This is a genomic window from Bosea sp. RAC05 (assembly GCF_001713455.1).
GTDB lineage: Bacteria > Pseudomonadota > Alphaproteobacteria > Rhizobiales > Beijerinckiaceae > Allobosea.
Window position 1 is genome coordinate 221,559 of record NZ_CP016463.1, and the last position, 14,883, is coordinate 236,441.

Consider the following 14,883-nt stretch of genomic DNA (forward strand, 5'->3'; position numbering starts at 1 on the left):
CTCGCCAACAGCGCCGGCGTCATCAAGGAGCTGGCCGAAACGAACGCCATTTTACGCTCTGACATGCGTACGCTCCTGAACGGCTTCTGCAAATCTTACTCCCCCAAGCCGGAGACATGCGATGTCACGATCCCGGCTCCAAAATAGCCAGATCTCTCTTGCCAGCCTGACGATCGCGCTTTTTGCGACCATCGGACCAGGACACGCGCAGTACCAGACCCCATCCGAGGGTGCCCAACTATGGGCCGCTGGTCCTAGACAGTTCGGTCCGGTCCCTTATGCACTGATCCAGGCGGAAGCGCTGACCGAGCAGGAGCAGGCTGCATTCCGCCAAGCGTCCAGAGATCGGATGCGGGACGAGGCTAAGCGGGTCGAGCAACTCCGCGACGCGGCCGGGCCGGCCAAAGTGTCCCAGGCAGAGCGTTCGCAGGCAGCAGACAACCTCATCGACACGCTGAGGGTGGCGCACCAGAGGATGGTGCTCGACAAGCGACAGGCTGAGGACGCTGGCGTCGCAGCCAATATCATCCTGGCAGGTGCCGGATTGGCAACCGGAGGGGCCACCGGCGCCGCATTGACGCTGGCGGGACCTGCACTCAGCGACAAGTTCAATCGGGGCGTCCAGGATCTGTCGGGTTACGAGAAGGACTACAAGGCGGCGGTCAACAATGCCGTGGAACTCGCGCTGTTGCGAACAGACCCTGCGGTGCGAGCCAAGTGGACGAAGCAAGGCATCACGGACGCAAACCGAGAGGTTGCCGCAAACGAGCTTTTTGGAGATTCGAACCAGTTCTTCCAGGACGGAATGGGCAAGGCCTTGCCGCAAGAGCTGCGTGCGGAGCTGGCGGGCATCCAAACGGGCATTCTGAAGAAGGGGATTGAAACCGTCGCGGCGAGACAGGCGCGTGGCGAGAAAGACCTCGAGGCGTTCAAGAAATCGGCCGGCGACCAATTCGAAGCTCAGAAGCAGCGCACGACCCAATTGGTCTCTCAGGTTCAGACGCTGCGAAAAGCCGTCGCAAACCAGGTCGAGGCGATTGACCTCCTCGCTCGCAATACAGCGACGCAGATGCAGCGCCTCGATGCCAAGATCGCGGGTCTCGATGACCAGGCAAGGGCCACTCAGAATGCAATGCTCAGGCAGATGTCTCCGAGAGACAGGCTGATGGCGCTTGAGGACCCCGCGTTCCTGCGACCGAAGACGGCCGAGGAGGCCGCACAGCGAGCAATTGAGGTTCAGTCACTCAGGCGATTTGATCGCGTCATGACGACCAGGGACAGCCTGAGCGATGGCCTCGATGGGATTGGCCAGGCTGCCGGCTTCGCTGTCGCCATCGGGATACCGATCGACACCTACAATCTCAATCGTAACATCGCGACCGCCAAAGCAGGTATCAACCTCGTGGCGTCTCTGGCGACAGGGAACTACTTCGGTGCGTTGAGCTCGATGGGCGGGCTTTTTGGTGGGGGAGGGGGCCAGGACGGAACGACAGCGGCCTTGGCGGAGATCAGCGGTAAGCTCGACAAGGTCATGGCGCTCCAGCGGGAGACCCTGCAGCGGATCCAGGACCTGTCCGACAAGATCGACCGAAACCAGATCGAGATCATGTCGACGCTGCGCAGAATGGAGGAGAAGATCGACCACGCGAATGCCATGGCTGCAAACGAAAAAGCTAAGCCTTATGCGGCGTGCAGAGGCTTCCTGAACATCGCACGTGAGAAAAAGATCGAAATCAAGTCGGGCGTCTATCCGACTTACCGGAAACGCATCGAACATTTTGAAGCGGACCAACTCGCCGTCGGCCAGTCACGAGCTGCTGACTGCTACCAGTGGCTCCAGGACGTCATCGTGCCTGGGGAACCCATGCCTGGACAGACTGTCTTCGAACCTGCTTTCGTGATGAGGGCAGTGACTTGGGAAGCCTCCGATATAGGCTCCCCTAACAGCACAAAAGGCATCTTCGATGCCATGTGGACTGCGCATGTTGCGATGCTCGGGTGGGGTACTGTTGGTCCGGGCGGATCCGTCGGGAGCATCAAAGAGAACTGCGTGAAGCGAGCAGCCGGATTCCTGGCGATGGCGCCCACACGCGTGGGATCCCTGCGCGATGAAAGGTTCGCCTGCACCCCCGAGAAGGAAGACATCCCCGCAGGCCGGTGGCTGCGCGACACGGCCGGCAGGGACGTCGGCAGTTCGGAACTGTCCAAGCACATCATTTCCAGTCAGCTCGCCAACCATCTGGGCGAGATGATCCTGTTCATAACTCCGTTCTTCGAGCTCGCGATCCAGGCACCCGGCGACAAGCTCCGGCTGCCGCTGCCGAAGGAGCTGCTCTCCGGAGCAGCGGGAAAGGATCCAAAACGCCTTGCAAACGCCGCCAGGGCGGTTGCGATGACCGCGAGCTATCCTGATCAGATCAACCTCGCCATCGCTCAGGAAACCGTCATGAGCGGCACTGCGCTCGCCCCAGTTCTGGCGAAAACACTCATGGCCCATGCATTTGGTGCCAACCTGCCGGCAACATCACGGGGTTCGATCAAGAAGGATCTGGCAGCGGCAGACGGTCAGGATGAAGCAGGCATCGCCGCGGCAGACCGGAAGCACTGCGCTGTCACATCGCGAAGCTGGACATCAGCACCGTATCTGGCCGCAGCCTGCCTCGTCAGCAACAACCCGCTTCTCGCACGCAATGTCGGCCGAATGATTGCCGCTGAGCAGCTCGATGGCAAAGGGAACAGCCGACTGACAATCGCGCAGGCCTACCTGGCTTCCGAAGCCTGGATGAAGGATCTCATGCCGGCCGTCACGACGCTGAAGCGATCGGATCCTGCCAACAAGCTCTCCTGGACCTGGTCGTACCAGGAGCCCGGCATCGCGACGCGAACGATCCTGTTTCCGATGGCAAGCGAGCTGACCTCGGGCTTTCTGGAGCAGAGCCTGCCGGTCGCGAGGCTGGTCGAGTTGCGAGGACGGTTCGACATTCGCAACCAGGCCAACGCAGCGGATGCCTTGCTCTCGGCGGCAGGGCGAGCATCGGCAGGCGGATCTGAAGGCGCCAAAGGCCCTATCGATGAAGCGGCGGCCCGGATTTCGGCAATGACCCCGCGCGCAAGGGAAACTGCGCGTTGGGCCCTGACAAACGGCGCGAGGGCCGAGTCCCAGCTCATCGAAACGTCAATAGGCACTTGGTGACCAACCCCGCGCCTTAGTGCCTCGCAAGGATCAGCAGTAACCTCCTCCGATCATCCAGGAGGTTCTCTATGTCCAGCACCCGTCGCATCGCCGTCTCTGCCACGCCTCAGCACGCCATTCAGGGCGACGACGGCAAGGTGTCGTTCGCCGCGGTGACCGAATCCATCGCCTATGGCCGCATGAACGGCCGGCCCTATGCCGAGATCGCACCCTGCCGCTTCGACGGCGACAGCATCGAACGCGTCGATGCCGCGGATGCCCAGTTCTGGACGGTCTATACCCGCCATCCCGAGCGCGTGGGCAAAGAGACCCAATACCTCGCTCAGGCGATCTCCGACCACGAGTCGCGCGAGCACGCTCTATCCTTCGCGCTGAACGGAATCGGTGAGGACGCCGAGATCGTGTTCTGGCGCGAGTCGGTGAACCCCACTGTCGACCTCACGGGCGAGGAAGCGACGCTGACCGTCGACTGGGAGAGCGGCGAACCTGTGCGGTTCACCGGCATCACCGATCACGGCCTGGCGACGTTTTCGCGCGCCGACACGGCAGAATACCGTGATTTCATGGCCAAGAACGGGCTCGAAGGCAAACCAGAAGCCATCGATTGGATCATGGTGAGCGGCACCCACATCGATGGCTCCCCCGAAGTGGCCGAGGTCGATGCGCGAGAGGACTTCCTGCACATGACCATGGAGGATAACGCCATCAGTCCTTGAGGTCTGGATGGAATGATAAATTTTTTCGAGGCATTTTTATCAATGTTTTCAGGATGATGGATGGATTGGTGAACGGGCCGTGAAGAAAATCGGCTATTTCCTCTACAAATGAGGATTGTCCCGAATCCGCGATTCACACATCTTCAATTCATGCCCGGCGGCACCAAGGACTGACGCAGATCAGTCCTTGAGGCCGAGGGGCTACCAACCAGAAAACCTTGGCCGTCCCGGCCTCTCGGAGAGAGTCTCACACCATGTTCCAGCTGATCGTCGCTGTCATCTCGATCGCCCTGATCGCCGTCCTCGCTGCGGCTTCGTTCTACTACGGCGGCACCGCCTTCAACCAGTCCTCGCTGAAGGGCCAGGTGACGGCGCTCGTCAACGCCGGCCAGCAGGTCGCCGGCGCGCAGGCTCTCTACGCCACCGACACGGGCTCCAAGGCCGGCACGCTCGCCGCCCTGCTCTATGACGGCAAGTACCTCGCTTCGACCCCGGCCAAGCCGGCGGCTGCCTCGAACGGCACCTGGGCCACGAACGGCTCCACGGCTTCGATCGCGATCGACCTGACCGGCACCCCGCTCACCAACTTCTGCACGGAAGTCGCGAAGCAGGCCGGCGGCGCCAACCCCGTCGACGCGAACCTGCCCTCGACCCAGCAGTTCGGCTGCGTCGGCACCGCCTCGGCGGCGTCCTTCGAGTTCCGCGTCTGATCCTTCGGGTCTGACGTCCATCGGGACGGTAGGGAAGGCGGGGCCTCGTGCCCCGCCTTTTCTTTTATCAAGGACTGGGTTGCTGGATTGCAGGTCAATCCATGAGTTCAGCATTGACCGAACCGTGTCAGCCGTTAATCTATAGAAGCTGAATTCTTCGATTCATGAATCGCGTTCCAACGAGGATAGAAACCTCGCGCCGCCGTTCCGCCAGGAGGTCCTAGGGCCATGTTCAATTTGATCATCGCTGCGATCGTCGTCGTCGTCATCGCCATCTTGACCATTGCGAGCATCTTCTATGGCGGCAATGCATTCTCGCTGGCGAGCGACAAGGGGCGTTACGCCCAGTACATCAACCACGGTGAGCAGATCGCAGCGGCGATCAAGCTCTACCAGATCGACAAGGGTGCGGCTCCATCCGGAACGGCCACTGAGATCGTTCAGATCCTCTCCCAGTCGGATGCGAGCGGCCGCACTTACCTGTCGAGCAGCCCGGTCGGCGACTGGTATGTGACCGAGGGTATCATCTACCGCAAGCTGCTCGACAACGAAGAATGCAAGCGGATGAACACGGTCGCCGGCAAGGACGTGAGCCTGGCGTCCGCCAGCAACGGCTGCCCGCCCTGTGACGATGCGGTCTTCTCCGAGTGGCCGGCCTGCGCGCGCACCTCGATCAACTGACAAGATGCCCTCAAAGTCGTGGATGAGGCCCCGGGAAACCGGGGCCTTTGTCGTTTCGGGCCTTCGCCTGCGAGCTTGGCCAGTAAGGTCTGTCCACGAATCGTCGAGAATCCATTCGGCGACACATCCAAGGGAAAGCGGATGAAGGACACGACGAACAAGGGCGGCGGCTCGGATGACAAGCAGAAGGCACTCGACCAAGCGCTGGCACAAATCGAGCGCTCGTTCGGCAAGGGCTCGATCATGCGGTTGGGCTCCAAGGACGCGCTGGCAGGTGTCGAGACGGTCTCGACGGGCTCACTGGGCCTCGACATCGCACTGGGCGTAGGCGGGCTTCCCAAGGGACGCATCATCGAGATCTATGGTCCGGAGTCGTCGGGCAAGACCACGCTGACGCTTCACACCATCGCCGAGGCGCAGAAGAAGGGTGGCGTCTGCGCCTTCGTCGATGCCGAGCACGCGCTCGATCCGGTCTACGCGCGCAAGCTCGGCGTCGATCTGGACAACCTGCTGATCTCGCAGCCCGACACCGGCGAGCAGGCCCTGGAGATCACAGACACGCTGGTGCGCTCGGGCGCCATCGACATTCTGGTCGTGGACTCGGTCGCAGCTCTCACGCCGAAGGCGGAAATCGAGGGCGAGATGGGCGATCAGCTGCCCGGCCTGCAGGCTCGCCTGATGAGCCAGGCGCTGCGCAAGCTGACAGCCTCGATCTCACGCTCGAACTGCATGGTGATCTTCGTCAACCAGATCCGCATGAAGATCGGCGTGATGTACGGCAGCCCGGAGACGACCACCGGAGGCAATGCGCTGAAGTTCTACGCCTCGGTACGTCTCGACATCCGCCGCATTTCGACGCTGAAGGAGCGCGACGAGGCCACCGGCAACCAGGTTCGCGTCAAGGTCGTCAAGAACAAGGTCGCGCCGCCGTTCAAGCAGGTCGAGTTCGACATCATGTTCGGCGAGGGCATCTCGAAAGTCGGCGAGCTCGTCGATCTGGGGGTGAAGGCGTCTATCGTCGAGAAGTCGGGTGCCTGGTTCTCCTATGACAGCCAGCGCCTGGGTCAGGGCCGCGAGAACGCGAAGACCTTCCTGAAGGAGAACCCTGCCATCGCAGCCGACATCGAGGCGAAGATCCGCGCCAACGCGCCTGCGGTCATCGACAAGGTGATGATGGAGGAGTAGGCGCCGGCATCATGGGCCGACAGCGACAGGGGAGGCGAGAGCCTCCCTTTTCTGTGTCAGGCGTCGGCTTCCGCAAACAGCCCGAACTGAACCTGCGGCTTGTCGGCCGGCGCCTGCATGCCGATGTGATCGAAAGCCCGCGGAGTGAGAACCCGGCCTCGAGGTGTGCGTTGGAGGAAGCCCTGCTGGATCATGTAGGGCTCGACGACGTCCTCCAGGGCATCGCGAGGCTCCGACAGAGCTGCCGCGATGGTCTCGATGCCGACAGGGCCGCCGCCGAATGACTTGGCTACGATGTCGATGTAGCGGCGATCCATCTGGTCGAGCCCGATTGAATCGACACCCAGCCGGCCGAGAGCGTGGTCGGCGATCTCCCGCGTAATTGTGGGCTCGCCGGCGACGACCGCGAAGTCACGCACACGGCGGATCAGCCGGCCGGCGATGCGCGGGGTACCGCGGGACCGCCGAGCGATTTCCAGGGCGCCTTCCGGAGACATCTGGATCCCGAGCACGCGCGCGGCCCGGCTCACGACTAGTTCGAGCTCCTCGATCGAGTAGTAAGCCAGCCGGATCGGGATCCCGAAGCGATCGCGCAAGGGCGTTGTCAGGAGCCCAGCCCGCGTGGTTGCGCCAACCAGGGTGAAGCGCGGCAGATCGATCTTCACCGATCGGGCCGCCGGGCCTTCGCCGATGATCAGATCAAGCTGGTAGTCCTCCATCGCCGGGTAGAGGATTTCCTCGATCTGGGGCGCCAGCCGGTGGATTTCGTCGATGAAGAGCACGTCATGCTCGTCGAGCGTTGTCAGCAGGGCTGCAAGATCGCCAGCCTTGGCAATGACGGGCCCCGACGTCGACTTGAAGTTCACGCCCATCTCTCGTGCGACGATCTGCGCCAGCGTGGTCTTGCCCAGGCCAGGCGGACCAACAAAGAGCACATGGTCGAGCGCGTCCTTCCGCGACCGCGCGGCGTCGATGAAGATCTTCAGGTTGGCACGGGCCGCTGCCTGGCCGTTGAAGTCGGCCAGGGTCTGGGGGCGAAGGAACTGATCGATATCATCACTCATGATGGCCTCACTGCAACGTCGGCAGGCACTGAAGTGTCACTCGCCTGCGGGGCAGTGGCAGAATGGTCTCCACGAGAGCATCTGGTCCGATAGGGATCTCGACCTGAGCAGAGTTCCCATCGATGATCGTGCCGTTATTGCGGATCTGAAAGCGACGACCGGGGTTCCAGGCGCAACTCCAAGCGTCGTTACCAACTCGGCTGCTTGATCGAAGCTGCGCTGGCGCCGACGTCCCTGGTGTCTCAGGGATGTCGTCATCTGCGACGCACGACGCAGAAGCGGGGTAGAGCAACGTAGGGCAAGTCGCGACACACGCGGCACTCGCCGAGCCCTGCTCGCACGTCTCAGAAATCGTGGAGGAGAGCAGAATTGGAGACCCATTCAGGGTTGGCGTCCCAGCCATCGACAGCCTGGCTTGGTTGAAGAGTAGCCAAGGTCCGGCCGCCGCCCCCGTGTGAGTGAGGGCTGCGTTGTCGAGGACGATCTCTCCTCCCGATGCGTAGACTCCATAGCCATCAATGCTTCCGGCACTGAGTGAAATGGCTCCAGCAAGCGACAATCTGCCACCTGTGACCTCAACGGCGTGAGATCGGTCGCTGGGAGCAGCGATGGAAACGCTAGACAGAGCCGCGTCACCGCCATCGATTCTGAGGTAAGCCAGCGCGCCATTGGACATCCGCAGTCGTGCTCCAGGAGCCAACCAAAGACCGGTATCTGAGCCAAAGCGCACGTTGTGGATCGTGAGCTCGCCGCTGACGCGAGACACTCCTCCGCCGATCAGTGTTGGGGAAGCCTGAGCGGAAGTGGCCCTGATCTCCAGATTTAGGCCTGGGATGTCGAGCGCTGCCACAGGGAGAGTATACTCACCTGCGTCCAATGACAGGACGGCGTTCTTGTAGCCAGTCTTCTGCAAGGCTGACAGCGCTGCCCCGATCGAGAGTGGCGTATCCGCTGAATCTCCTGGAGAGGTTGTGCCGCGTGTCGATGGCGTCAAACCGTTCACCCCGGAAGGCCGGGCATAGAGGACCAGAGTTCCAACGGCTGTACCGCCCGCAGCATGTGAGCCACGGGCAACCACAGCAACGACAGAACCTGGAACGCGAGGAGGAATCATAGCTGCGGGGGCAGTCGGGGCCTCTGCCGAAGAGGATGAGGCTTCAGGCCTTCCCTTCACAAGGTAAGCGCCATCAATCAACTGCACATCGTCGCAATCGGGAATATCGGAGATAGACGTCTTGAAGGGGGCAGGCGAGACGATGAATCCGACAACCCCGATGTTCGGCGACTGCATCGAATCCTGACCCGAGGGCGCAGAGCTCCGAACGACGAACGACCTTCCTCGATCAATCTCGGTGACAACGCTGTAGGTCTTACCGACGCCAGAACTGACAGATCCAGCTGCATCGCTAGGCTGCAGTTTCTCGGTAGAGTATGGGCACCATCCATAACGACCGCCCCATGGCGTTCTATCAGTGCCAGCGACCCACGTCGGGAGGAGCGATCGCCCGTCAGATTGCCCCTCAAAGGGTTCACCGAGCGGGGACCTAACCGGGCCATCCTGCTCCACAACCCTGAGTGCTCCCCGCATCGCGGCAGCCAGACCTTCCATCTGAGCGGCATTCCGCTGCGCCAGCGAGATCAGGTCGTTTGACCTTTGAAAGCTGTAGACCGTGTACCCGATCGAGGCGCCGAGCCCGATGATAAGGGTCATGATGATGAGCAGAGAGATCATTGAGCCACCATAGGAATCCTTGGTGGACGATAGCGTCTAAGGATCGATTCAAGAAACGGTTTTGCTATCAATGTCGCCGAAAGGCGTGGACGCGACTATCGGCGCCGTTCTTCCTTGAACCCCGCCTTGAAGCTATCCGCACAGGCAAACCCGAAATGCTTGGCCACTCGGGTCACCAGCTCGGCGGTCTCCGCGTTCCATTCGACGTACCAGTTCCAGTCGTCGTCCGGCCGGCACTCATATCGCCCCTTGAGATACGTCTTCACGACATTCGAAAATGGCTCGTGCTTGCTGGCCAGATCGAATACGGCCCAGGTGCCGCGGACGCCGTCGCGCGTGCCCTCGTGAAGCCAGACCGCGCGCTCGTTCATGCGCAGGCGATCGATCTCCAGATCGACAGGCTCTTCGATGGCTGGTTCAAGGACATAGCCATGCGCCTTCGCTGCGGCGACGATGGTTGCCTGCGTCGTTCCATTGAAGTCGATAGCCAGACGTTCCGCTCGCTTGCGCTCACCGTTGATCGTCAGATCCGCGCGCTCGGGGGCCTGGAAATAGATCCGTCGGACACCGTGACGCTCGCGCGTCAGCCCACGCAGGGTCTTCATCAACGCGCCGATGTCGTCGACCCAGGCGAGCTTCCAGAAGTAGACGTATCGCCCACCAGGTGAGAAGCCTGCATAGCAATAGGGCTGCTGCTTCTCGACGGGTTCGTCGCGAAGCGGGATTCTGCCAGCGCGAATGGCTTTTTCGATACCGGCCGCTTTCGTTTCAGAGCCACCGGAAAGGAGCGCGGCCGCCTGCCCAGGATAGCGCTGAACAATCTCCATGGCTTTCTTGGCGTCTGCGATGGACCAGGCCATGTCCCGACGACGCAATGCAGACAGACGTCCGCCTTCCTGAGCATCAGCCCGGTTGAAGCCGCGGCCGTCTCGACGACGCGCGCCATCGCACTGGGCAGCCAGCGCCTCGACGACGTCCTCGATTGCGACATGGCTCGGTTTCGATTCCCGGGTAGCGTGCATTCGCCCTCCTGATGCGAATCTCGCACGAGGCAGCGACTGCATCAAGGATCAATATGGGCGATAAAGGATTGATGAAGGAACAATACATAAACAAACACCCTTCACCAAGGTAATGTCAGGTTGATGATCCATTTGCAGGCGCTGAAAAAACCATTGGAAGAGTAATCATAATTGTACCATGAGGGCTTTCGCGCGTTGACTTCAAAGGAACGCGATCCCAGATTGCCGATGCTCCATCCTGAGGAGGACCCCCAAATGAAGAAGCCGTCATCTGCAGCCAAGAGCACGGCTGGCAAATCTGCCAAGCCTGTTGCTGCGAAAGCCAATTCGACAAAGTCGGCGCCGCCCGCACCTGCCACGGAGAATGCCGAGGCAGCTCCTGCAGGTGAGGCTGCCCCAGAGAAAGCGACCCCCGCGAAGGCGAAAGCCAGCCCGCCTGTGAAGGCGAAATCTCCTGCGAAAGCCAAATCTCCTGCGAAAGCCAAGGCGGGCAAGGCCAAGGCTTCGACGGATACCGCCACCGCAAAATCTCCCGCGGCAAAGGCCGCATCGAAGACGAAGGCATCAGCACCGACAGTGGCTGCTTCAGAGCCGCCGGCCGCGCCTGCACCGGCACCGGCTGATGTGAAGCCTTCGACAACGGCGGCGAAGAAGGTGTCTGCCAAGACGAAGGCGAAATCTGCAGTCAAGGGTAAGCCTGGCCCGAAGGCGAAAACGGCGACTGCAAAGGCTGCAGCACCCGCAGCGACCCAAGCGAGCGCCCCCGTCGCTGAGGCAAAACCCGCCTCGACCTCGCGCTACTCGGTCCGGACGAGCGGAAAGAACCACGTGATCACTGACACGACATCGGGTGCAGAGGTCACAGTCGCAGCGTCGTCGACCCCGGACGTCCTGAAGGCACTCGAAGCGCTTGCTGGCTCGAAAAGCGCGACCTCACCGGTTCACGAGCAGGCTGCATCACCCGAGCGCCGGCCGCCCGGCCGCAGGCCTGCTCCTTCGGCACCTGTGAGCATGAAGTCGCTGGCCAAGAAGGTGAGCGTGGTCGGGTTGCCGGGGATCGTCCTGGAACTCACAAGGATCGCCGTCGACCCGGCCTTCCCTCGTCGTGTGCTGGGATCGGTCGAGGACCATCCGAGCGCTCTGCATGTGCCGGCTTACAACGCCATCGCCCATGGCAAGCAGATTGGTCACGTTCTCGTCCAGGGCGGCGTGGCGCTGGTTGCTCCAGGCTTGCAGGCGAAACCGTCCTTGCATCGCAATCCAGAAGCAGCGCTTTACCGCATCATGGCTCTGGCGCCGGCGCCCAAGCTCGAAACGGCCTGATCAGAACAGATCGAGCGCCAGTGCGGTGGGTTGCTCCCGCATCGGCGCGTGACGCGCGCGTGCCTCCTCGACCAGATCGGAGAATTCCTCCGGCGCCGGTCGCAGGAGGGCGCGCGTTGTCTTTTCATCGTCGATTGCCTCGACCAATGCGATCGCGGCCGCGTCTGACAGAATTGCTGACGGCCTCTCTCCCAGCCATGTCGAAACCCGAAGCCGCGCCTCGATGATGTCGGCCCAATAGCCGTCACGCCGGCTTCCGGCGCCAGAAGAGGCTTGTCGTGGCCCCCGTGCGCTGGTGCTGATGACAAGCACTGGATCCGACGAGCGAAGCTGCGCCCTCCCTCGCTTCGTCGGAAGGACAACACCGTTGATTTCGGAGGCTTCGAGCAGGCCGAGCCCGATCCCCTGTCGAATAAGGGACTTGCACTCGATCAATCCCTTTGCCTTGCCTGCGCCGAACTCGGGAAGCCGGTGGATCCCGGCATCGCGAACCCTGGCCGTCATGTTCCCTGCCAGGCCTTCTGCCAGCAGCGAAACGCTGGAATCCTCCCCGAGCCTGCCAGCCAGACTGATGACCGAACGCAGGATAACCGAGCCGTCGGTCCGGGCAGGCGGGTGCTGACACAGGTCACAGTTTCCGCAATCGCCTGGATGCTCATCCCCAAAGCAGCGCAGGATCGTCGAACGCCTGCACCCCGGCGTCTCGACATATCCCAGCACGCTTTCGAGGCGAGCAACTTCGCGTCTGCGCGGCACAGGTTCAACGCCAATGAGAAGTCTCGTCCTGCGAGCAATGTCGCCAGGGGTCCAGAACAGTCGGGCCTCGGCTGCTTCACCATCTCGACCGGCGCGCCCGATCTCCTGATAGTAGGCAGACAGGGAAGAAGGCAGCCCGAGATGGACAACCCTGCGGACATCGGGGTGGTCGATGCCCATGCCGAAGGCTGAGGTCGCGCAGACAATGGGGGCCCTGCCTGCAAGGAAGTCGTCCTGGATGGACGAACGCTGCGTATCGGCCAGGCCCGCATGATAGGCGACGGCCGGCATTCCCCACTGCCCGATGGCCTGAGCGGTTTCTTCTGCGAGCTGCCGAGTGGGCAGGTAGACGAGTGTCGATCCCGAGACGGGGTGATTGCGAAGCAGCTTGCGCAATTCATCGCTGGGAGAAGCGCAGCGTCGCACATTGAGCGCGATATTGGGCCGATCGAAGCCCGTTCGCACCTCGATGGCATCCGGCGCGAGCAGCCGAGAGCGTATCTCGTTGGCCATATCGGGCGAGGCGGTCGCGGTGAGAGCGATCCGAGGCGCTGAAATGGGCCCGAGCGCATCTGCCAGTTCGAGATAGGCAGGCCGGAAGTCCTTGCCCCATTCACAGACGGCGTGAGCTTCATCGACCGCGATCACAGATATGCACAGGCCCGAAAGGCGTGAGCGAAACGACGGGCTGGACAGTCTTTCAGGGGAGACATAGAGGAAGTCCAACGTTCCATCCCTGAGCGCGGACAGAACCTCTTGGCGTTCGATTTGACCCTGTGCATCCTCACTGGCGAGCGCCGCGGCGCGGATGCCTTTCCGTCTGAGGGCATCGGCCTGATCGCGCATCAAAGCCAACAGCGGGGATACGATCAGGGCGGTCCCGGGAAGGACCAGTCCAGGAACCTGGTAGCAGAGGGACTTTCCGCCGCCCGTCGTCATCAGGGCGAGGACATCTCGGCCCTCAACCAGTCCTTCGACCGCCTCACGCTGAATGCCGCGAAAGTGATCGAACCCGAAGACACGCTTCAAGACTTCCTCGATGGGCTCGCCGATGCGGCGCAAACTCACCGGCGGGAGACCCAAACCGTGGAACGAGTGCCTCATAGCGGGGTAGGTCCTGACCAAATCGCGAAGGAATACAGATCCAATCTCGCGGATGATTGCGTACAAGGAAAGCGGTGTCTGGCCTTATCCACGGCGGGCGCTGCCGCCGGATTAGGCGCAGGATAGGTCAATCTCGTGCACTTGATCGTAAAAAGGCCAGATTCTTTCACCAGTCCTTAACTCGCCGGAAGGTACAGGGGCTCATCGCCTCTGGATAGCGAAGGCGATCCACGAAAGGTTGAACGATCTCGGGAACCAATCCATACCGCCCGGAGTTGTGCTGCCGAGACAGACACCGTCAAAGTTCAAATGTTCACACATTTCGCGATGACAGGAAAAGACGAAGGAATCTTGCGCTGGAGCGTTGCCATCCCTGACGACATCGAATAGCAATGATTCGTCAGAGCTTGGAAATGCAAGGATAGGGCCTGAGACGTCACGGAATTGGGGGCAACAACCTCCGGACGACTTGGGGTTGTAAACGAAACCAGAGGATGACCCGGCGGTATGATCCGGCGGGCGGGCTAGGAAAGATCGGGTCGGCCAGGGTCGAAGCGATCGAAATTGGGAGATAGAAAAGTATGTCCTTCAATCACGACCTGCGCGGCCCCGCCGCCAACGACCTCCTTGCGATGACGACCGAGATCATCGGTGGCTATGTCCGCAATCCCAACACCAAGATCGAGGCGTCGGATCTCGGGTCCTTCATCCAGAACATTCATTCGGTCATCACCGACATCGCCGTCGGCGACCAGAACAAGGGTCTGACCCTGAGCGCTCCGGCCCTGGCTCTGGCGAGCCCTGCGCCCGCTTCGGTCCCGGCCCTGCCGGCCCCCACCTCCGACGTGATGACGAGCGAGGCGCGCGCTTCGCTGGCCGGATCGACCGCCTTCATGGGCTCGATCCCGGATCGCAGCGAGCGGATGGACGAGCGCATCTGGCCGACGGCCACGCCCGAGATGCGTGCCAAGTTCCGCAGGCTGATCGATGAGCGCAACATCCGCACCGAGATGGACGGCACGCCGCTGCCGGCCGTCAAGAAGGATCGGCTCATCAGCGAGGATCGCCTCTACGTCGCCGATCCGATCGACGGCAAGTACTACAAGATGCTTCGCCGCCATCTGGAGGTCGAGTACGAGCTGAACTACAACGAGCTGCTCGCGATGTTCAAGCTGAGCGACACCGAGCTCCCGCATGCCGGCCCGGCCTACTCCGAGTCGAAGCGCCTGCAGGCGGCGGCTTCCGGCCTCGGCAAGCACAAGAAGAAGAGGGACGACGCGAAGCAGCAGAAAGCGACCACCACGCGCCGCCGGACCGCTGCTCACGCCTGACAAGGCGACCTCGCCTTCTAATCATCGCCCGCCGAATGGATGCTTGCTGCATTCCGTTCGGCGGGC

11 protein-coding genes are annotated in these 14,883 nt (G+C 61.8%); 7 read left to right on the forward strand and 4 right to left on the reverse strand.

Annotated elements, in window-relative coordinates; genetic code table 11:
* The first annotated feature begins 121 nt into the window (after positions 1-121).
* The 5 genes from BSY19_RS01120 to recA all read left to right on the forward strand — a co-directional run bounded on the left by BSY19_RS01120 (position 122) and on the right by recA (position 6,485).
* On the forward strand, positions 122-3,193 hold the full coding sequence (locus BSY19_RS01120; protein WP_069052472.1) for a hypothetical protein: 3,072 nt from the start codon (positions 122-124) through the stop codon (positions 3,191-3,193).
* Between the two features lie 68 nt (positions 3,194-3,261).
* The gene (locus BSY19_RS01125) at positions 3,262-3,909 is read left to right on the forward strand and encodes a hypothetical protein (protein WP_069052473.1); all 648 of its coding nucleotides are present in this window, start codon (positions 3,262-3,264) and stop codon (positions 3,907-3,909) included.
* Positions 3,910-4,163: 254 nt separating this feature from the next.
* Positions 4,164-4,619 carry a hypothetical protein gene (locus tag BSY19_RS01130; protein ID WP_069052474.1) on the forward strand — a complete coding sequence of 152 codons (456 nt, stop codon included), beginning with the start codon at positions 4,164-4,166 and terminating at the stop codon, positions 4,617-4,619.
* 228 nt (positions 4,620-4,847) lie between these two features.
* A complete protein-coding gene (locus tag BSY19_RS01135) occupies positions 4,848-5,300 on the forward strand; it encodes a hypothetical protein (RefSeq protein WP_069052475.1) in 453 nt (150 codons plus the stop codon).
* A 141-nt stretch (positions 5,301-5,441) separates the two neighbouring features.
* The gene (gene recA / locus BSY19_RS01140; protein WP_069052476.1) at positions 5,442-6,485 is read left to right on the forward strand and encodes a recombinase RecA; all 1,044 of its coding nucleotides are present in this window, start codon (positions 5,442-5,444) and stop codon (positions 6,483-6,485) included.
* A 56-nt stretch (positions 6,486-6,541) separates the two neighbouring features.
* Here recA and ruvB read toward each other — a convergent pair whose 3' ends face one another.
* The 3 genes from ruvB to BSY19_RS27285 form a co-directional block, all read right to left on the reverse strand.
* Positions 6,542-7,549 carry a Holliday junction branch migration DNA helicase RuvB gene (ruvB, locus tag BSY19_RS01145; RefSeq protein ID WP_069052477.1) on the reverse strand — a complete coding sequence of 336 codons (1,008 nt, stop codon included), beginning with the start codon at positions 7,547-7,549 and terminating at the stop codon, positions 6,542-6,544.
* Between the two features lie 1,827 nt (positions 7,550-9,376).
* Positions 9,377-10,303, reverse strand: coding sequence for a hypothetical protein (locus tag BSY19_RS01150; RefSeq protein WP_150129367.1), 927 nt, complete (start codon positions 10,301-10,303; stop codon positions 9,377-9,379).
* A 101-nt stretch (positions 10,304-10,404) separates the two neighbouring features.
* Positions 10,405-10,992 (reverse strand): hypothetical protein, encoded by a 588-nt coding sequence (locus BSY19_RS27285; RefSeq protein ID WP_150129368.1) that lies wholly within the window; start codon positions 10,990-10,992, stop codon positions 10,405-10,407.
* Between the two features lie 139 nt (positions 10,993-11,131).
* Between BSY19_RS27285 and BSY19_RS27290 the strand changes: the two genes are divergently transcribed.
* A complete protein-coding gene (locus BSY19_RS27290) occupies positions 11,132-11,626 on the forward strand; it encodes a hypothetical protein (protein WP_150129369.1) in 495 nt (164 codons plus the stop codon).
* On the opposite strand, the gene BSY19_RS01160 is transcribed toward BSY19_RS27290, so the two are convergent.
* Positions 11,627-13,486, reverse strand: a complete 1,860-nt coding sequence (locus BSY19_RS01160) for a RecQ family ATP-dependent DNA helicase (protein ID WP_150129370.1) — start codon at positions 13,484-13,486, stop codon at positions 11,627-11,629.
* Between the two features lie 581 nt (positions 13,487-14,067).
* Between BSY19_RS01160 and BSY19_RS01165 the strand changes: the two genes are divergently transcribed.
* Positions 14,068-14,817, forward strand: a complete 750-nt coding sequence (locus tag BSY19_RS01165; protein WP_069052481.1) for a MucR family transcriptional regulator — start codon at positions 14,068-14,070, stop codon at positions 14,815-14,817.
* The last annotated feature ends 66 nt before the right edge of the window (positions 14,818-14,883 follow it).